The 17741-nt window shown below is 65.7% G+C and carries 18 protein-coding genes and 1 tRNA gene; 8 read left to right on the top strand and 11 right to left on the bottom strand.

Annotation, left to right across the window (positions count from 1 at the left end; translation table 11 throughout):
- Positions 1-36: 36 nt before the first annotated feature.
- The 4 genes from H6935_10220 to H6935_10205 all read left to right on the top strand — a co-directional run bounded on the left by H6935_10220 (position 37) and on the right by H6935_10205 (position 4517).
- Positions 37-591 carry an esterase gene (locus H6935_10220; protein MCP5278719.1) on the top strand — a complete coding sequence of 185 codons (555 nt, stop codon included), beginning with the start codon at positions 37-39 and terminating at the stop codon, positions 589-591.
- Complete coding sequence (locus H6935_10215; protein MCP5278718.1) at positions 591-2453, top strand: RNB domain-containing ribonuclease; 1863 nt, start codon at positions 591-593, stop codon at positions 2451-2453. The genes H6935_10220 and H6935_10215 overlap by 1 nt, the downstream gene beginning before the upstream one ends.
- Positions 2429-3355, top strand: a complete 927-nt coding sequence (locus H6935_10210) for a TonB family protein (GenBank protein MCP5278717.1) — start codon at positions 2429-2431, stop codon at positions 3353-3355. The genes H6935_10215 and H6935_10210 overlap by 25 nt, the downstream gene beginning before the upstream one ends.
- A 154-nt stretch (positions 3356-3509) precedes the next feature.
- The gene (locus H6935_10205; protein ID MCP5278716.1) at positions 3510-4517 is read left to right on the top strand and encodes a class 1 fructose-bisphosphatase; all 1008 of its coding nucleotides are present in this window, start codon (positions 3510-3512) and stop codon (positions 4515-4517) included.
- Positions 4518-4576: 59 nt separating this feature from the next.
- Here the strand turns inward: H6935_10205 and H6935_10200 are convergent, their stop codons facing one another.
- From H6935_10200 to ilvD, 11 genes are all read right to left on the bottom strand, one after another.
- Positions 4577-5254 carry a hypothetical protein gene (locus H6935_10200; protein ID MCP5278715.1) on the bottom strand — a complete coding sequence of 226 codons (678 nt, stop codon included), beginning with the start codon at positions 5252-5254 and terminating at the stop codon, positions 4577-4579.
- A 135-nt stretch (positions 5255-5389) separates the two neighbouring features.
- Positions 5390-6484: a nucleotidyltransferase family protein gene (locus H6935_10195; protein MCP5278714.1), complete on the bottom strand. Its 1095-nt coding sequence runs from the start codon at positions 6482-6484 to the stop codon at positions 5390-5392.
- Positions 6481-7380: an HprK-related kinase A gene (locus H6935_10190; protein MCP5278713.1), complete on the bottom strand. Its 900-nt coding sequence runs from the start codon at positions 7378-7380 to the stop codon at positions 6481-6483. The genes H6935_10195 and H6935_10190 overlap by 4 nt, the downstream gene beginning before the upstream one ends.
- Positions 7371-7670, bottom strand: a complete 300-nt coding sequence (locus tag H6935_10185; GenBank protein MCP5278712.1) for a hypothetical protein — start codon at positions 7668-7670, stop codon at positions 7371-7373. Before H6935_10185 ends, H6935_10190 begins: the two co-directional genes overlap by 10 nt.
- The gene (gene prmC / locus H6935_10180) at positions 7667-8527 is read right to left on the bottom strand and encodes a peptide chain release factor N(5)-glutamine methyltransferase (GenBank protein ID MCP5278711.1); all 861 of its coding nucleotides are present in this window, start codon (positions 8525-8527) and stop codon (positions 7667-7669) included. Before prmC ends, H6935_10185 begins: the two co-directional genes overlap by 4 nt.
- Before the next feature lie 2 nt (positions 8528-8529).
- Positions 8530-9612, bottom strand: a complete 1083-nt coding sequence (gene prfA / locus H6935_10175; protein MCP5278710.1) for a peptide chain release factor 1 — start codon at positions 9610-9612, stop codon at positions 8530-8532.
- 68 nt (positions 9613-9680) lie between these two features.
- On the bottom strand, positions 9681-10946 hold the full coding sequence (locus H6935_10170; protein ID MCP5278709.1) for a glutamyl-tRNA reductase: 1266 nt from the start codon (positions 10944-10946) through the stop codon (positions 9681-9683).
- Positions 10947-11041: 95 nt separating this feature from the next.
- Positions 11042-11971, bottom strand: coding sequence for a D-hexose-6-phosphate mutarotase (locus H6935_10165; GenBank protein ID MCP5278708.1), 930 nt, complete (start codon positions 11969-11971; stop codon positions 11042-11044).
- A complete protein-coding gene (locus H6935_10160; GenBank protein ID MCP5278707.1) occupies positions 11968-12579 on the bottom strand; it encodes a ParA family protein in 612 nt (203 codons plus the stop codon). Before H6935_10160 ends, H6935_10165 begins: the two co-directional genes overlap by 4 nt.
- A gap of 29 nt (positions 12580-12608) precedes the next feature.
- The gene (locus H6935_10155; protein ID MCP5278706.1) at positions 12609-12935 is read right to left on the bottom strand and encodes a hypothetical protein; all 327 of its coding nucleotides are present in this window, start codon (positions 12933-12935) and stop codon (positions 12609-12611) included.
- A gap of 6 nt (positions 12936-12941) precedes the next feature.
- On the bottom strand, positions 12942-14798 hold the full coding sequence (gene ilvD, locus H6935_10150; GenBank protein MCP5278705.1) for a dihydroxy-acid dehydratase: 1857 nt from the start codon (positions 14796-14798) through the stop codon (positions 12942-12944).
- 71 nt (positions 14799-14869) lie between these two features.
- Between ilvD and H6935_10145 the strand changes: the two genes are divergently transcribed.
- The 4 genes from H6935_10145 to H6935_10130 all read left to right on the top strand — a co-directional run bounded on the left by H6935_10145 (position 14870) and on the right by H6935_10130 (position 17589).
- Positions 14870-15652 (top strand): prolipoprotein diacylglyceryl transferase, encoded by a 783-nt coding sequence (locus H6935_10145; protein MCP5278704.1) that lies wholly within the window; start codon positions 14870-14872, stop codon positions 15650-15652.
- Between the two features lie 43 nt (positions 15653-15695).
- A tRNA-Ala gene (locus tag H6935_10140) sits at positions 15696-15771 on the top strand.
- Between the two features lie 57 nt (positions 15772-15828).
- Entirely contained in the window at positions 15829-16443 is a 615-nt protein-coding gene (locus tag H6935_10135) for a DUF938 domain-containing protein (GenBank protein ID MCP5278703.1), read from the top strand.
- 3 nt (positions 16444-16446) lie between these two features.
- The gene (locus H6935_10130; GenBank protein MCP5278702.1) at positions 16447-17589 is read left to right on the top strand and encodes a GNAT family N-acetyltransferase; all 1143 of its coding nucleotides are present in this window, start codon (positions 16447-16449) and stop codon (positions 17587-17589) included.
- Positions 17590-17741: the final 152 nt, after the last annotated feature.

The raw sequence follows: 17741 nt of genomic DNA, 5'->3' as shown, positions 1-17741 counted from the left end.
TCCAGGCGTGCCGGGGTTCCGGAGCGCCTTCAATCCATGCTGATCTATATCCACGGTTTCAACAGTTCCGCCCAATCCGGCAAGGCCCGGGAAATGGCCGCCTGGATGGCCCGGCGGGGCCTGGGCGAGGCCTATGCCTGCCCGGACCTGCCCCATCGTCCGGCCCAGGCCATCGCCCTGCTGGAAGATCTCATCAACCGGTCCAACGGGCCGGCCAAGCTCATCGGCAGTTCCCTGGGGGGCTTCTATGCCACCTACCTGGCGGAAAAACACGATCTCAAGGCAGTGCTGGTGAACCCCTGCGTGGGTTGTCATGACAAGCTGACGGGGTACCTGGACCAGCCCCAGAAGAACTGGCACAGCGGCGAGGAATATGTGTTCAGCACCGCCCACCTGGCGGACCTGTTGCCCCTGGCCGTGGCTCCGGCCCGCAAGGGCAACTACTTCCTGCTGGTGGAAACCGGCGACGAGGTACTGGACTACCGGGAGGCCGTGGACTTCTACGCCGGTGCCCGCCAGGTGGTGCTGGAGGGCGGTGACCACGGCTTCACCCGCTTTGTCGAATATCTGCCCGCCATATTGGAGTTTTGATGTTCCTTTTGTACGAAGAAGATGGCGACATCAAGGCCGGCGCCATTCTGGCGGACAACGACACGTCCCTGCAGATCGAGTCCCAGCACGGCAAGCGGGGCAAGCTGAAGGCGGGCCACGTGCTGCTGCGGTATGCCAGTCCCGGTCCCGCCGAGGTGATGGAAGCCGCCCGGGCCCAGCAGGGGGACCTGGACCTGGATTTCCTCTGGGAAGTCGCGGGCGATGCCGAGTTCGGCTTCGAGGATCTGGCCGCCGACTACTTCGGACACAAGCCTTCCCCCACCGAGGCAGCGGCCATCGCCCTGGCCCTCCACGGCGCCCCCATCTATTTCCAGAAGAAGGGCAAGGGCCGCTACAAGGCCGCGCCGGCGGAACAACTGGCCGCGGCCAAGGCGGCCCTGGAACGCAAGGCCCGGGAGGCGGTCCAGCGGGTGGAATGGGTGGAAGCCCTCAAGGCCGGGCGCCTGCCCGAAGCCTTTGCGGGCCAGGTGTATGAGTTGGCCCACAAGCCGGACAAGAACAGCCTGGCCTACAAGGCCCTGGCCGACGCCTGCGCGGAGACAGGACTGTCCGTGGTGCGCCTGCTGGACCAATGCGGCGCCATTCCGTCGCCCCTCGAGTTTCACCTGCAGGCCTTCCTGCTGCACCAGTTTCCCCGGGGCCGGGGTTTCCCGGCCCTGCTGCCACCTCCGCCGCCCCCGGAACTGCCCCTGGGCGATGCGCCGGCGTTCAGCATCGACGACGCGGCCACCACGGAGATCGACGACGCCTTCTCCGTCATCTTCCGGGAGGACGGCGGCGCCAGGGTAGGCATCCACATCGCCGCCCCGGCCCTGGGCATTCCTCCGGGTTCCGATCTGGACCGGGTGGCGGCCAGCCGCCTGTCCACGGTGTACATGCCCGGCGACAAGATCACCATGCTGCCGGAGGGGCTCATCGCCCAGTACACCCTGGCCCAGAACCGGGACTGCCCGGCCCTGTCCCTGTACGTGGAGGTGGGTCCGGACTTCGCCATCCGCAGCCTGGGCACCCAGGCGGACGTGGTGCGCATCGCCGCCAACCTGCGCCACGAGACCCTGGAGCCCCTGTTCAACGAACAAACCATCGGCCAGGGCGGCGCGGATTATCCCTTCCGCCGTGAACTGGAGTGGCTGCATGGTTTCGCCGTGCATCTGGAGCAGGCTCGGGGCAAGGCGGACCAGATCCAGCGCCACGATTATGTATTCAAGGTGACTGGGGAGGCCCCGGAAGAGCGGGTGGAGATCACCACCCGCCAGCGGGGCAATCCCATCGACAAGCTGGTGTCGGAGATGATGATCCTGGCCAACAGCCGCTGGGGCGAGTTGCTGGCGGACAAGGAGGTGGCGGGGGTGTACCGGGCCCAGACCGGGGGCAAGGTGCGCATGACCATCAAGCCGGCGCCCCACGAGGGCCTGGGGGTGGCCTACTATGCCTGGAGCACATCGCCCCTTAGGCGATACGTGGACCTCGTCAACCAGCGCCAGATCCTGGCGGCCAGCCGGGGAGAGGCGCCCGCCTACGCCGGCAACGACCCCATGCTGTTCGCGGCGGTCCGGGACTTCGAACTGGCCTATGATGCCTACAACGAGTTCCAGCGCCGCATGGAGCGCTTCTGGTGCCTGCGCTGGTTGCGGCAGGAGGGTGTAAAGGAAATCGACGCCGCCCTCATCAAGGAGAACCTGGTGCGCTTCGACCGCATCCCCTTCATCACACGGGTGACCGGGGCGCCCACCCTGAACCCCGGGGACAGGATGCGGGTCGGAATAGGAGAGATCGACCTGTTGGATATCGAGTTGTCATGCCGTTACCTGGGCCCATGTCAGGACCCTTCGAGCGCCTGAAGTCGGCCTTTGAGCCGATCCCCTACGATCCGCTCACCTCCGCGGACTGGGATGACCGTTTCACCAAGGCCATCCTCGTCTCCGCCATCGTGCATACGGTGTTCATCTTCGGCCTGCAGTTCCAGAAGACGAACCCCGGCCTGTTCGACAACCGAAGCCCGCCCATCGACGTGGTGCTGGTGAACGCCAAGTCCAGACAGAAACCCATCAAGGCGGATGTACTGGCCCAGCACGACCTCTATGGCGGCGGCACCGTGGCGGAGGACCGCCAGGCCACCTCGCCCCTGCCCGTGTCGCCCCAGGACCAGCCCATGAGCGGCGAGGCCGAGGCCAGCGCCCGGGTCCAGGCCCTGGAGCAGCAGGCCAAGGCCCTGATGCAGCAGATGCAATCCAGCTACCAGGTGCCGGAGCAGAAGCCCCAGGCCGAACTGGAGCCCAGGCCGCCCACGCCGGTGCCGGCGCCTGCGGACCTGGCCCAGCGCAGCATCGAGATGGCCCGGCTCCAGGCCCGGGTGGACCAGCAGTGGTCCGAGTACCAGAAGCGACCCCGGCGTGGGGAGTTCGGCATCAACGCCCAGGGCTACAGCTTTGCCCAGTACGTGGACGACTGGCGCATCAAGGTGGAACGGGTGGGCAACCTGAACTACCCCGAGGCGGCCCGGCGGCAGGGCCTGTACGGCTCCCTGGTGCTCACCGTGAGCATCAACGCCGACGGCAGCCTGGAGTCCGTGGAGGTCTACCGTTCCTCCGGCTCCAGGATTCTGGACGCCGCCGCCATGAAGATCGTTGAAATGGCGGCCCCATACCCGCCCTTCTCCCAGGAAATGCGCAAGAAGGTGGACATCCTGGGCATCACCCGCACCTGGACCTTCACCCGCTCGGACCAGCTCACCAGCCAGTAGGGAGTGGGGAGTAGGGTGTGGGAGGATCCGCGCTGCGGCATTTGGGTCACAGGCCCCCTGGCAGGGCGGGCTGATAAGGATGTGGCGGGAGCGGATAAACGGGCTTTATAGATTAGAATCCGCCCTTTTACATTCCCAGCCAAGAGACCCAGCCATGCATATCGGTACCACCCTGACCCAGTTCATCATCGAGGAACAACGCCACATCGCCGGCGCCACCGGCGAGTTCACCGCCCTGCTGAACGATCTGGTCACTTCCATCAAGGTCATCTCCAACGCCGTGAACAAGGGCGCTCTCATCGGCGTCATGGGCGCCCTGGACAGCCAGAACGTGCAGGGCGAGACCCAGAAGAAGCTGGACGTGATCACCAACGAGATCATGATCAAGCACAACGAATGGGCGGGCCACCTGGCCGGCATGGCCTCCGAGGAGATGGACGAGGTCTACGCCATCCCCAACAAGTATCCCCTGGGCAAGTACCTGCTGGTGTTCGACCCCCTGGACGGCTCCAGCAACGTGGACATCAACATCTCCGTGGGCACCATCTTCAGCATCCTGCGGGCCCCCGTGGCCAACCGCGCCGCTTCCGCCGAGGACTTCCTCCAGCCCGGCGTGAAGCAGGTGTGCGCCGGCTATGCCCTGTACGGATCCTCCACCATGCTGGTACTCACCACCGGCCATGGCGTGAACGGCTTCACCCTGGACCGGGAAGTGGGGGAGTTCCTGCTCACCCACCCCAACATGCGCGTTCCCGAGGAAACCAGGGAATTCGCCATCAACGCCTCCAACCGCCGCTTCTGGGAAGCCCCCGTGCAGCGCTACGTGGAAGAGTGCCTGGAAGGCAAGACCGGCCCCCGGGGCAAGGACTTCAACATGCGCTGGGTGGCCTCCATGGTGGCCGAGGTGCACCGCATCCTCACACGGGGCGGCATCTTCATGTACCCCCGGGACACCAAGGACCCTGCCAAGGCCGGCAAGCTGCGCCTGATGTACGAAGCCAACCCCATGAGCTTCATCGTCGAGCAGGCCGGCGGCGCTTCTTCAACGGGTTACGAGCGCATCCTGGACATCCAGCCCGAGGGCCTGCACCAGCGGGTGCCGGTGATCCTGGGGTCGAAGGAGGAAGTGGAAGTGGTGGTGGGGTACCACCAGCAAGACTGAGGGCCACAATAACGAACAGGGCACCTTGCGGTGCCCTGTTCGTTTGTTCTTGGAGTTCCTTAGGCGTGAAGGCTCTGGAAGTAGCTGATCACGGCTGTAATGTCCCAATTCACCCCAGTCGGGTCATACCGGCCGCCGCTGAGGATGACCGCGTTGAACATGGCGACGACCTGTGGGCCCGAAATGGGGAAGGTGGGGTGGCCGTTGGTGGGGTCCACGGCGTTCATGTAGGCGGCGATGGCTTCCTGGCCCAGAACAATGCCATTGGCTGTATCGAATCCCCCAACCTGTCGGACGCGCAGGCCCTTGTTGTTGTCGGAAAGATCCCAATCGCCCCGAAGTACATCCAATACAGTGGGGTTGCCCGTGAAATTCGCGTCATTGATCTTGAAACGCTCGAAGGCATCAGCAAACTTGATGGACTGCGTATTGGGAGTGTTCTTGAATTTCCTGATATCCCCATCGTTTTGCACAAAATCAGTTCCGCCTGGCCAAGAAGTCGGCGCAAGGCCGGCGTAGTAACTGGGCGACTGTCCCAACGTGGCACAGTCCACTTTGCCAGGTCTGGAAATGTTGCCTGAAATCTGGCCGGAGATCGTGCAATTCCAGGCATCCGCCAGGACAGGTCGGCTGGCCAGGGTGCCCAGGACTACTGGAGCGGCCAGGCTGGCTTTCGTGAGCTTGCGCCGGCCCTCGTTGATGGGGGCAGAGTGCTGTTGCTTGGGGTCGCTTGTCATGGTGTGTCCGCCAAATCAAAGGTTTGTCAGATATTAGCAAGTTCCATGCCTTGGTGGTTTTCCCCAGAAAAACCGCTGATTAGGCGAGATCGGGGTTTCGGGCAGGGGACGTTTGTAAAAAAAATCGACATCCACTCACCGGCTCTTGGCATTCTCTGGCATGGGACCCCGCACCGCCAGCCAGGCCTTGTAGGCCAGGTGGGGCAACAGCAAATGCGGGGGCATGCGCAGCGCGTGGGAACGCACATAAAGCATGAATTCCGCCAGGGCGTTTCCCCCCATGCGGCATTCGGGGTGACAGGTGGAAAAACCCCGCAAGAACAGGGCGTCCCGCAGTGGCCATCCGAAGAAAGAGAGCGATCTGCGCGACCTGTCGAGCAAGGTATTCGGCACGGGCGTGCCAAGGAGGGCTTCGGCGTAGCGTGTCGCCAGGGCCAGGGGCACCGTCAGTTGGAGTTCCTCCCCACGCTGCCACAAGGCTTCCCACCAGCCTTCGCGGGTGGCGCCATGGCGCATCAGGGCGTCCAGGTCCGCCAGGTCCCGCAGTCCATGGTCCCACTCGCCTTCGTGGAAAAGGTGGGTGGCGGAGTGGAGGACCAGGTCTTCCAGGCATGGCACATGGAGGGCCTTGAAGCCAGGCAGGAGTTCGGCTTTGGCGATCACCTTCTCAGGGTGGGTCTTGATGCGGGCGGTTTCGGGCAGCAGGTTGTGGTGCACGTCCAGGGTGCTCTGACGGCGGATGTGTGTCAGGGGCGGCAACTCGTGCATCCACTGGCGGTAGTAGCGCTGGTCGTAGGCGGAATGGTGGGTGCCGTGCCAGCCATGAAGTCGCAGCGCGCCTTCCACCCGGCCCAGGGAAGGTTTGGGCACCAGGATGTCGATGTCGCCAAATACCCGGCCCCGGGCGGACGGAAGATCGGCCAGCGCGTAGGCGGCGCCCTTGAGCAGGACCACGGGCACGCCCTCATTGGCCAGGGCCTGGTCGAGCTTGCGGGCTTCCCAATGCACCGCGCGCAATTGGCGGTCGGCAATGGAGCGGGCGGCGTCGAACCAATGTCCTGCCTGGGGGGGCACATCCAGTCCCAGGTCGCCGGCCAGTACGGCAATGCGTGACAACAGGCCGGCCCGGTGGGCCTGGCGCAGCAGGATGTCCCAACCGGCCAGGTCCAGGACGGCCATGTGCCCGGGGTCGGCCAGGACATCCAGCAAGGGGCTGCAATGCATCTTCATTCCGAGAGTTCCCGGAAAAGCCGGATGGCGTCCGGTAGCTGGCTGTACTCGAAATCCCAGCACTCGCAGGCGTCCATCAGGTCCGCCACGAGCCGGAACCCCAGGGGACCCAGCAGGCTGTAGTTGAAGGCGTGGCTGGCCAGGTGCAGGAAGGCGGCGGACTTGGAATGGGGGCTCAAGCGCGTTTCGGCCTGGGACTTCCAGCGGGGAAACACGATCCACGCGGGGCGGGCTGGAATGCCGATGCGTTCCACGCTGGGGGCGGTGGGGCGCAGGTGGCCCACGGTGCCCTTGTGGGTGTCGCGGGCCACGTCGCCCAGGACAGCATCGGGGGCGTGGGCCTGGATGATGTCGATGGAGGCGTTCTTCAGGCTGACGGGTCGGGCCAGGCCATGGAGGAGGCCGTCGTCCCGGTCGATGAGGGTGATCTCGTCGGACAGCAGGCGCCAGCCGTCCAGCATGAGGGCGGCGGTGAGGGTGCTTTTCCCGGCACCCGGGTCCCCGGGCATGATGAGCGCCCGGCCATTGCGCTCCAGGACGGCGGCGTGGAGCATGAGGTAATGGTGGGCATGGCCGGCAATGCACCAGTTCATGCCCCACTCCAGCATGGCGAAGGCCTGGTCCCGGGGCAGGGGCATGAAGGGCGTGTGGCCATCCATCCAGAACTGGGCCTGGGGGCTGAACAAGCGCCGCAAGCCATGCATGGCGTCGATGCGCACGTGGAAGTCGGCGTAAGGGCCTTCCACCAGGGGAAACTCGGCGTAGAGCCGGGCCAGGCCCCGGGCGATGTCCGGCAGGCGACTGGCGATGCGGAAGGTGAAAGGGCCGGTGCCGATCTGCAGGCCGGAGCGCAGACGCCCCTCGAGTTCCCGTGGGGCCAGGTCCTTCAGGCGCATGCCGTCTGCTCCACGCATTCGTGGGTGAGCAACACGCGCAGCAGTTCGGCCAGGGCGCCGTTGATTTCCTCCTGGGGCAAGGGGGCATCCATCATGCCGTTCAGGGCCTCGGCCAGGCTCGACTGGTCCATGGGGCCCGTCTGTGACAGCAAGTCAATGACGGCCAGGGCGGCATCGGATAGGCGCAGGGTTTCCCCCGTGCCCGAATGGTAAATGACCCATTCCTCCCCGCCTTGCCAGCGCTGGAATTCCACCCCGGGGGGGATGCGGTAGCAGGCCGTCGAGGTCATGCCCGCGATGGCCACTGCCCCCCCGTGACCCGGGCCTGTCCCCCCAGGTCCTGGAGCGTGAAGATGCGCTCGAAGCCTGCCTGGGCCAGGGCGGCCGCACCGGCCCCGGCCTGGTCAAAGCCGTGCTCGAACAGGAGCCATCCTTCAGTTGTCAGGTGGTCGGCCGCCCGGGTCACGATGGCATGGATTGCGTCCAGCCCCAGGGGGCCGGAAACCAGGGCATGAACGGGTTCGTGGGGCAGGTCTCCCCGGCGCAGGTGAATGTCGCCGAGGGCGATGTAAGGGGGATTCGAGACGATCATGTCGAAGCTCATGGTTCCGAGTCGATCATACCAGTCGCTTCGGATAATCCGAACGTTACCAGCGTCCAGCCGGGCGGCGTTGCCGCGCACGATGTCCAGGCTGGCCGGGCTCGCGTCGGACGCCGTGATTTCGCAGTCCGGGCGCTCCAGGGCCAGGGTGATGGCGATGCAGCCGCTGCCCGTGCCCAGGTCCAGGATTCGGCCGGGGCGGTCCTTGGGCAGGCGGGCCAGGGCGGCTTCCACCAGCAGTTCCGTCTCCGGGCGGGGAATGAGCACGTCCGGAGTGACCCGGAAGAGACGTCCGTAGAACTCCCTTTCGCCCAGGATGTAGGCCACGGGCTCGCCTTTTTCCCTTCGGGCGAAAAGCGCTTCCAGGCTACCGGCTTCTTTCATGGACAGTTCGTCACGGTCGTGGGCGATGAGCCAGGCCCGGCCAACCCCCAGCGCATGGGCGGCAAGGATCCGGGTCTCCAGCCGGGCTTCCCGGTGCTCCAGATCCAGGGCTTTTTCCAGGCGGGTGGTGGCGGATTTGAGGAGGTCCGCCAGGGAGGCCACGCTCAGTCTTCCCCGGAAAGTGTGGCCAGCTGGTCGGCCTGGTGCTCGGCGGTGAGAGCGGCGATGAGTTCGTCCAGGTCCCCTTCCATGATGGCGCCGATCTTGTACAGGGTGAGGTTGATGCGGTGGTCCGTGACCCGGCCCTGGGGGAAGTTGTAGGTGCGGATGCGGTCCGAGCGGTCGCCGGTGCCCACCAGGCTCTTGCGGGTGCTGGCTTCCTTGGCGTGGGCTTCCCGTTCCTGCTGGTCCTTGAGGCGGGCGGCCAGGACCTGGAGGGCCTGGGCCTTGTTCTGGTGCTGGGAGCGGCCGTCCTGGCATTCCACCACCAGGCCGCTGGGCAGGTGGGTGACGCGCACCGCCGAGTCGGTCTTGTTGATGTGCTGGCCGCCGGCGCCGCTGGCGCGGAAGGTGTCGATGCGCAGGTCGGCGGGATTGAGCTGGATGTCTTCCAGTTCGTCCGCCTCGGGCATGATGGCCACGGTGCAGGCGGAGGTGTGGATGCGGCCCTGGGTTTCCGTGTCGGGCACCCGTTGCACCCGGTGGCCGCCGGATTCGAACTTGAGCTTGGAGTAGGCCCCCTGGCCGATGATCCGGCAGATGATCTCCTTGTAGCCCCCCACCTCGCCTTCGCTCTCGGAAACGATTTCCACCTTCCAGCGCTGGCGCTCGGCGTAGCGGGCATACATGCGGAACAGGTCGCCGGCGAACAGGGCGGATTCATTGCCGCCGGTGCCGGCGCGAATTTCCAGGAAGATGTTGCGCTCGTCGTTGGGGTCCCGGGGCAGCAGCAGCACCTGGAGTTCCTGCTCCAGGTTATCCAGCCTGACTTTGGCGGCGTCGATCTCCTCCTGGGCGAAGTCCCGCATCTCCAGGTCTGAAAGCAGACCCTCGGCGGTCTTCAGGTCCGCGCTGGCCTGCTGCCAGGCCCGGTAGTGCTCCACCACGGGGGTGATCTCGGCGTGCTCCCGGTTGAGCTTGCGGTACTGGTCCATGTCCGCCGTGGCGGTTTCGCTGGACAGCAGGGCATTGAGTTCCGCCAGGCGGTCGGCGAGATTGGCGAGCTTGTCTTGGAGAGAGGATTTCATCGTCTGCAGTAGGCAGTCATCAGTTAGCAGTGACTGCAAGCTGCCGACTGATGACTGCCAACTTGGTTCTAGTCGTTATGCAGGTTGTAGAGACGGGAGACCAGGCGCGCCAGTTCCTCCCGTTCGGAGTCGCCGGCCTGGTTGAGGGTGTGGCTGGGGTCGTGCAGCAGCTTGTTGATGAGGCCCCGGCTCAGGGCCTCCAGCACCTGCTGGGGGTCGTCGCCCCGGGCCAGGGCGCGATGGGCCTTTTCCAGCTCGTGGCGGCGCAGGCGCTCGCCGTGGTCCCGCAGGCTGCGGATCACGGGCACGGTCTTGCGGGTGTCCATCCAGTGCATGAACTCGTACACCCGGGCGGAGATGATGGCCTCGGCCTGGGTGACGGCGGACTGGCGGCTGTCGTGGCCCTGGCGCACCACCTCGCCCAGGTCATCCACGGTGTAGAGGAACACGTCGTCCAGTTCCCCCACCTCGCTTTCGATATCCCGGGGCACGGCCAGGTCCACCATGAACATGGGCCGGTGTTTGCGCTGCTTGACGACGCGTTCCACCATGCCCAGGCCGACGATGGGCAGGGGGCTGGCGGTGGAGGTGACCAGGATGTCGAAATCCGCCAGCAGTTCCGGCAGGTTGCTGAGGGCCGCCGCCTCGCCGCCGAACTTGTTGGCCAGGTCCCGGGCCCGTTCGATGGTGCGGTTCACCACCATGATGCGCTTGGGGTTCTTGGCGGCGAAGTGGGTGGCCACCAGTTCGATCATCTCGCCGGCGCCGATGAACAGGATGGCCTGGCCGGCGATGCTGGGGAAGATGCGTTCCGCCAGGGTGACGGCGGCGGCGGACATGGACACCGTGTTGGCGCCGATCTCGGTGGCGGTACGGACTTCCTTGGCCACGGAGAAGGTGCGCTGGAACAGCTTGTTGAGCAGCAGGCCCAGGGTGCCGGCGTCGTTGGCCTTCTCCGCCGCCTGCTTCATCTGGCCCAGGATCTGGGTCTCACCCAGCACCATGGAATCCAGGCCCGAGGCCACGCGGAAGGCATGGTTGGCCGCCTTGTCCTGGGGCAGCAAATAGAGATAGGGCTTCACGTCCTTGGCCGGCAGGCCGTGGAAGCTGGCCAGCCAATCCGCCACCCCCTGGGGCTCCGGCGTGTTGCAGTAGATTTCCGTGCGGTTGCAGGTGGAGAGGATCGCCGCCTCCCGGGCAAGAGGTTTGGCACCCGATCGCTCCCCGGTCACGTCAACCAGGGCTTTGGGCAGGATGTCCGGCGGAAACGCCACCCGCTCCCGTATGGAGACGGGGGCCGTGTGGTGGTTCACGCCGCAGGCGAAAAGCTGCATTCCGCTTCTAAATCAAGGAATTGAGGGCGCGCATTGTAGCGCGAAGGCAGAACTTGGACATTGGCGGAGGTCAAGAACTCCCCAGGAGCGGTGCTTCAAAGGGCCTCGGCGGAGTAGGTCACGCTCATGACATGGCTCTGGCCGGCGGGGACGATCACCACGTTATCCACGGCGTTGGCGGACTCCACGCACACCATGGCGCGCCAGCCGCCCGCATTGTCCACCACGGGGCCGAAGTCGCCCATCTTGTCCGCCTTTTCCGCCCAGGGAGTCCACACCACGGTGGAACGGGAGCCGGCCTTCTCGATGACGATGCGGCGCTTCAGGTCCTGGTCCTCGATGACGCAGGTGGCGGCGGTGTTCACGTACACCCGGTCCACCTCGCCGGTGCAGGCGATGGCGCCGGCCTGGGTCTTGCGCTGGCTACCGTCCACCTTGTCCACGAACTCGCAGCCCTCCAGGCCGGTGATGCCGATGCGGGCGATGTCGCCGATGCGGAAGTAGGTGTGCAGGGCCTCGCCGATGGTGATATCCCCGCCGCCCATGTTGGTGGTGGTGAGATCGATCTTCAGGCTTTTGCCCACCACGGCCTTCAGTTCCACCCGGCTGGGATGGGGCCAGTGGGCCCGGGTCTGGTCCGTATCCACCAGGGCCAGGTGGATTTCCGTCTCGCCGGAGGCCAGGGCGGCGCTGCCGGTCACTTCCCACATCACCGTGCGGGCGAAGCCGTGGCCGGGGAACCCGCTTTCCGTGGCATGGGGGCCGAACCAGGGCCAGCACACGGGTGCGCCGCCGCGGATGGACTTGCCCGCGGCGAACTTGGCCAGGTCCGACAGCCAGATCACCGGCTCCGCCTGGTCCTTGGGCCGGAAGGTGGTGATGTGGGCGCCCTGGAGGCACAGGGTGGCGCTGCCCAGCTTGTTGTCGATCTCGGCGAAGATCAGGCCGCCGGGGCCTTCCACGAATTTCAGGGCGGGCAGGCCGAAACGGCTGTTGAGGTCGGCAAGGGTTTGGGGGGTACTCATGGTGCAATCTCCTGATTCAGCCAATTGATCAAATAATCCCACTGTTCCAGTTCCCGGCTGGCCAGGTGATGGGGTAGGTCGAACAGACTCTTGCCCTCGAAGGCCGCGTTCACATAGCTCTGGGCGTAGCGCAGGTAGGCCAGCACGGGCAGGTCCTGCTTTTCCAGGAATTCCTGCAGGGTCAGGCCCATGCGGGTGCGGGGGTCGATGCGCATGCCCACCACGCCTACGAATATCCTGCCCTTGCGCACCCCCCGCTCCGCCTGGAGGGCGTCGAGGAAGTCCTGGCTGGCGGCCATGTCGAACATGGAGGGAGAGACGGGTACCACCACCTGGGTGGCCAGCTTGAGGGCCCGTTCCAGCATCTTGCCGTGGAGGCCGGCGGGGGAGTCGATCACCAGCCAGTCCGGGCTGGTGCCGCTCTGGAAGCGGGCGATGGGGGGCAGTTCCTCTTCCCGCAGGTCCAGCCAGGCATTGGCGGATTGCTGCCGGTCCATGTCCATGAGGGCCACCTGCTGGCCTATGCTGGCCAGGTAGCCCGCCAGGTTGGTGGCCAGGGTGGTCTTGCCGCTGCCGCCCTTGGGGTTGGCCACCAGGAGGGTCTTCATCTGCTGCTTGCTCATGGTCGTCTCCCGTTTCAATTGCCCGCCAACAGCATCACCACCCAGTTGCCGATGCCTACGATTGCGCAGAGGGTGACGAAGAACATGCCTCCACGGCCTTTCGACAGCCGCAGGGCCAGCATCAGGTACACCGCCGTGGCGATGGCGTTGAAGGGCAGCCAGACCAGGGCCTTGAACCAGGCGCTGACGCTGGGGTCCGCCACGTTGCCCAGCATGCCATAGACGAACAGGGCATTGACCGCCAGGGCCGCCGCCAGGAAGCCGTGCCAGTTGCGGAAGCGCTCCAGGGTATCCCGGTCCTCGCCATCCAGGGGTTCCTGTTCAGGCGCGCCCAGGGCCATCACGCCTCAAACCTTGCGTTCCACCTGGCTCACGTCCCGCACCGCGCCGTTGGCGGCGGAGGTGGTCATGGCCGCATAGGCCCGCAGGGCGGCGGAAACCGGCCGGTTGCGTCCCGCGGGCTTCCAGGCGTCGGCGCCTTTCTGTTCCATCTCGCCTCTGCGCCGGGACAACTCTTCGGCGTCCACCTTGAGATGGATGCTGCGCTGGGGGATGTCGATCTCGATGGTGTCGCCTTCCTGCACCAGGCCGATGGCACCGCCCTCCGCTGCTTCCGGCGAGACGTGGCCGATGGACAGGCCCGAGGTGCCGCCGGAGAAACGGCCGTCTGTGATGAGGGCACAGGCCTTGCCCAGGTCTTTTGACTTCAAATAGGAGGTGGGGTAGAGCATCTCCTGCATGCCGGGGCCGCCACGGGGGCCTTCGTAGCGGATAACCAGCACATCGCCTTCCTTGATCCGGTCGCCCAGGATGGCTTCCACGGCGGCGTCCTGGCTCTCGAAGATGCGGGCGGGGCCGGTGAACTTGAGGATGCTGGCGTCCACGCCGGCGGTCTTCACGATGCAGCCGTCCAGGGCGAGGTTGCCGTACAGCACGGCCAGGCCGCCGTCCTGGGAGTAGGCATGGGCCTTGTCCCGCAGGCAACCGTGGGCCCGGTCCAGGTCCAGTTCCGGGTAGCGGCGGTTCTGGCTGAAGGCCACCTGGGTGGGCACGCCGCCGGGGGCGGCCTTGAAGAACTCGAACACGGAGATGTCGTGGGCCTGCATCACGTCCCACACGGACAGGGCCTCGCCCAGGGTCTTGCTATGCACGGTGTGGCAGTTGCGGTGGATGAGCCCGGCCCGGTCCAGTTCCCCCAGGATGGCGATGACGCCGCCGGCCCGGTGCACGTCCTCCATGTGGTACTGCTGGGTGCTGGGCGCCACCTTGGCCAGGTGGGGCACCTTGCGGCTCATGCGGTCGATGTCCTGCATGGTGAAGCCCACCCCCGCCTCCCGGGCCGCCGCCAGCAGGTGCAGCACGGTGTTGGTGGAGCCCCCCATGGCGATGTCCAGGGCCATGGCGTTCTCGAAGGCCTCGAAGGTGGCGATGGAACGGGGCAGCACGGATTCGTCGCCACCTTCGTAATAGCGCTTGGCCAGGTCCACTGCGGTGCGGCCGGCCCGCAGGAACAGTTCCTTGCGGTCCGCGTGGGTGGCCAGCAGGGAACCGTTGCCCGGCAGGGACAGGCCCAGGGCCTCGGTGAGGCAGTTCATGGAGTTGGCGGTGAACATGCCGGAGCAGGAACCGCAGGTGGGGCAGGCGGAACGCTCGGTGGCCTCCACCTCCTCGTCCGAACACTTGGAATCGGCGGCCTGCACCATGGCGTCCACCAGGTCCAGCATGATGGTCTTGCCCTGCCAGGTGACCTTGCCCGCCTCCATGGGGCCGCCGGATACGAACACCGTGGGGATGTTCAGGCGCAGGGCGGCCATGAGCATGCCGGGGGTGATCTTGTCGCAGTTGGAGATGCACACCAGGGCGTCGGCGCAGTGGGCGTTGCACATGTATTCCACGCTGTCGGCGATCAGGTCCCGGCTGGGCAGGGAATAGAGCATGCCGCCATGGCCCATGGCGATGCCGTCGTCCACGGCGATGGTGTTGAACTCCTTGGCCACGCCACCCGCCGCCTCGATCTCCCGGGCCACCATCTGGCCCAGGTCCTTCAGGTGGACGTGGCCCGGCACGAACTGGGTGAAGGAGTTGGCGATGGCGATGATGGGTTTCTCGAAATCCCCATCCTTCATGCCGGTGGCACGCCACAGGGCGCGGGCGCCGGCCATGTTGCGGCCTTGGGTGGTGGTGCGGGAGCGGTATTGGGGCATGGTTGAAACCTTGGGTCTCTATAATCCATGGCATTTTATCCCAGCCGGCCCTTTCCGACCCCTCGCCCAACATGCTCGTTTACCCCGACATCGATCCCATCGCCATCAAGCTGGGCCCCCTGGCGGTGCACTGGTACGGCCTCATGTACCTGGCGGCCTTCATCGCCTTCATCCTGCTGGGGCGGCGGCGCATCGCCACCCGGCCGGACCTGGGCTGGAACAAGAAGGATTTGGACGACCTGCTGTTCTGGGGCGTGCTGGGGGTGGTGCTGGGGGGGCGCCTGGGCCAGGTGCTGTTCTACGAGCCGGGATATTACCTGGCCCATCCGGCGGAAATCCTCGCCGTGTGGAAGGGGGGCATGTCCTTCCACGGCGGCCTCATCGGCGTACTGGTCACCCTGTGGGCCTTCGGCCGCAAGACCGGCCGCAGCTTCCTCCAGGTGGGGGATTTCGTCGCCCCCCTGGTACCCCTGGGCCTGGCCTTCGGCCGTATCGGCAACTTCGTCAACGGCGAGCTCTGGGGCCGTGCCGCGCCGCCGGACCTGCCCTGGGCCATGGTGTTCCCCCATGTGGACCAGATTCCCCGCCACCCGTCCCAGCTCTACCAGACGGGGCTGGAGGGACTGTGCCTGTTCGTGTTGCTGTGGATCTACTCGGCGAAACCCCGCCCGGTGGGCGCGGTGTCCGGCGTCTTCCTGATCGGTTACGGCGTGTTCCGCTTCGTCGCCGAATACTTCCGCGAACCTGACGCCGGCATCTTCGGCCATTCTTATATGGTGAGCATGGGCCAATGGTTGTCCCTGCCCATGGTGCTCATCGGCATCTGGCTGCTGGCGAGGGGCAGGGCTCGCTAGGATGGAATAGGGCTTTTAGCTATACTTCGCGCCAGCTTTCTGGGGGCCGATAGCTCAGCTGGGAGAGCGCCGCGTTCGCAATGCGGAGGTCGGGAGTTCGATCCTCCTTCGGTCCACCACCCCAACAGCCAGACTTTCCGTGTAAAAAGGCTCATCGAACCTGATGCGCCAGCCCCATGGAAAAACCCCACGCCCCTTCCTGTGACCGCAATCGTGACCCCATTCTTGAGGTGTTGCGTGACCACTTCATGGATCGAAGCCGAGTGCTGGAGATTGGCAGCGGCACGGGCCAGCATGCGGTGTATTTCGCCGCCGCCCTGCCCCATCTGACCTGGCAGGCTTCCGACCGCACGGAGAACCTGGCCGGTATCCAGGCCTGGCTGGATGAGGCCCTCCTGCCCAACACGCCGCCCACCCTGGAATTGGACGTGTCTGGAGACTGGCCGGCGCAGCGCTTCGACGGGGTATTCAGCGCCAACTGCCTGCACATCATGGCCTGGGAGGCCGTGGAACGCCTGTTCACCGGGATGCCTGTCATCATGGCGGCCGATTTCAAGCTGATCATATACGGGCCTTTCAATTACGGCGGCCAATTCACCAGCGAGAGCAATGCCGCCTTCGAGATTTGGCTGAAGGAACGGGGCGCCCATCAGGGCATCCGGGATTTCGAGGCGGTGGATGCTCTTGCCCGGGGCATCGGCCTGGTGCTGGTGGAGGACCGGGCCATGCCCGCCAACAACCGCTGCCTGGTGTGGCGCCGGGCGAGGGCAGGCGCGGACCCGGGTCTTTGAGGCATGTCGCCGCAGTTGCTTGCAGGCGCTGACGATCTGCCGGAAGCGGACTGGCAAGCCCTGGCCACGGCCGGGGATCCCTTCGTCAGCCGCGCCTTCCTGGGGGCGGCGGAAAGGACCGGGGCGGCCGCAGAGGCCCTGGACTGGCAGCCCATGCATCTTGTATTGCGGGATGACGCGAACCGGATTTCGGGGTTGCTGCCCCTCTACCAGCGCTACAACTCCTTCGGCGACTTCTCCCGGGATTGGGACTGGGCCGGGGCATGGCGCCAGGCGGGGATGTCCTACTACCCCAAGCTGGTCACCGGCGTGCCTTTCACCCCTTCGCCAGGGCCGCGTCTGCTGAGCCGGGTCGGGGAAGAGGCAAGGGCCCAACTGGTCGATGCTGCGAAAGCCCTGGTGGCGGAGATGAAAGTGTCCAGTTGGCAGTGCCTGTTCGTGGAGGAGGGCGAAAAGGCCTTGCTGGAGTCGGCCGGGCTGCTGTTGCGGCGAGGGGTCCAGTTCCACTGGCTTAACCGGAGTTATCGGGATTTCGCTGATTTTCTCGACGGTTTCAGTGCGGAGAAGCGCAAGAAGCTGAAGCGGGAGCGGCGCGGCGTGCAGGAAGCGGGGCTGCGCATCGAGGTACGCTACGGCGATCAGATCGATGCCCCGCTTTGGGAAGCTATCCACCGCCATTACCGGGATACCTTCGTGCGCCACGGCAATCACCCGGCCTTCTCCAAGGCGTTCTTCGAGTCCGTGGGCGCTTCCCTGGGGCGTCAAATGGTGGTGTTCGTGGCCTGGAATGGCGAGACACCGGTGGCCTCCGCCATCTGCTACCGGGACGCCACTACCCTCCATGGCCGCCACTGGGGGGCGGACATGGCCTGTCCGGGTCTGCATTTCGAGCTTTGTTATTACAGCGCCATCGAGTACGCCATCGCCCAGGGCCTGGAACGCTTCGAGCCGGGCGCCCAGGGGGAGCACAAGCTGGCCCGCGGCTTCGAACCCCAGTCCACCTGGTCGGGCTACTGGATCGCGGATGGGCCCATGAGGCTGGCGGTCGCCCGCTTCCTGGTGCGGGAGGATGCAGCCATGGTGGATTACCAGGCGGAGATGGCCGCCCGGCTGCCTTTCAGGCAGGCTCAGGGAACCATGACCTGAGGGCGGCTTCCGGTTACGTCGAGGCGCAGATCAACCCAGCAGCGTGGAGCCTATGGTCAATGCCAGGGAGACCAGGCTGACCAGCAGGACCAGGCCGTCGGGGTGATGAAGACAGCGGGTGAGGGAGGGGGATTTCATGGTGCGTGCTCCAG

The organism is Thiobacillus sp. (assembly GCA_024235835.1).
GTDB lineage: Bacteria > Pseudomonadota > Gammaproteobacteria > Burkholderiales > Thiobacillaceae > PFJX01.
Note: the sequence above shows the minus strand (reverse complement) of the source record. Positions and strands in the feature narration are given on the sequence as shown.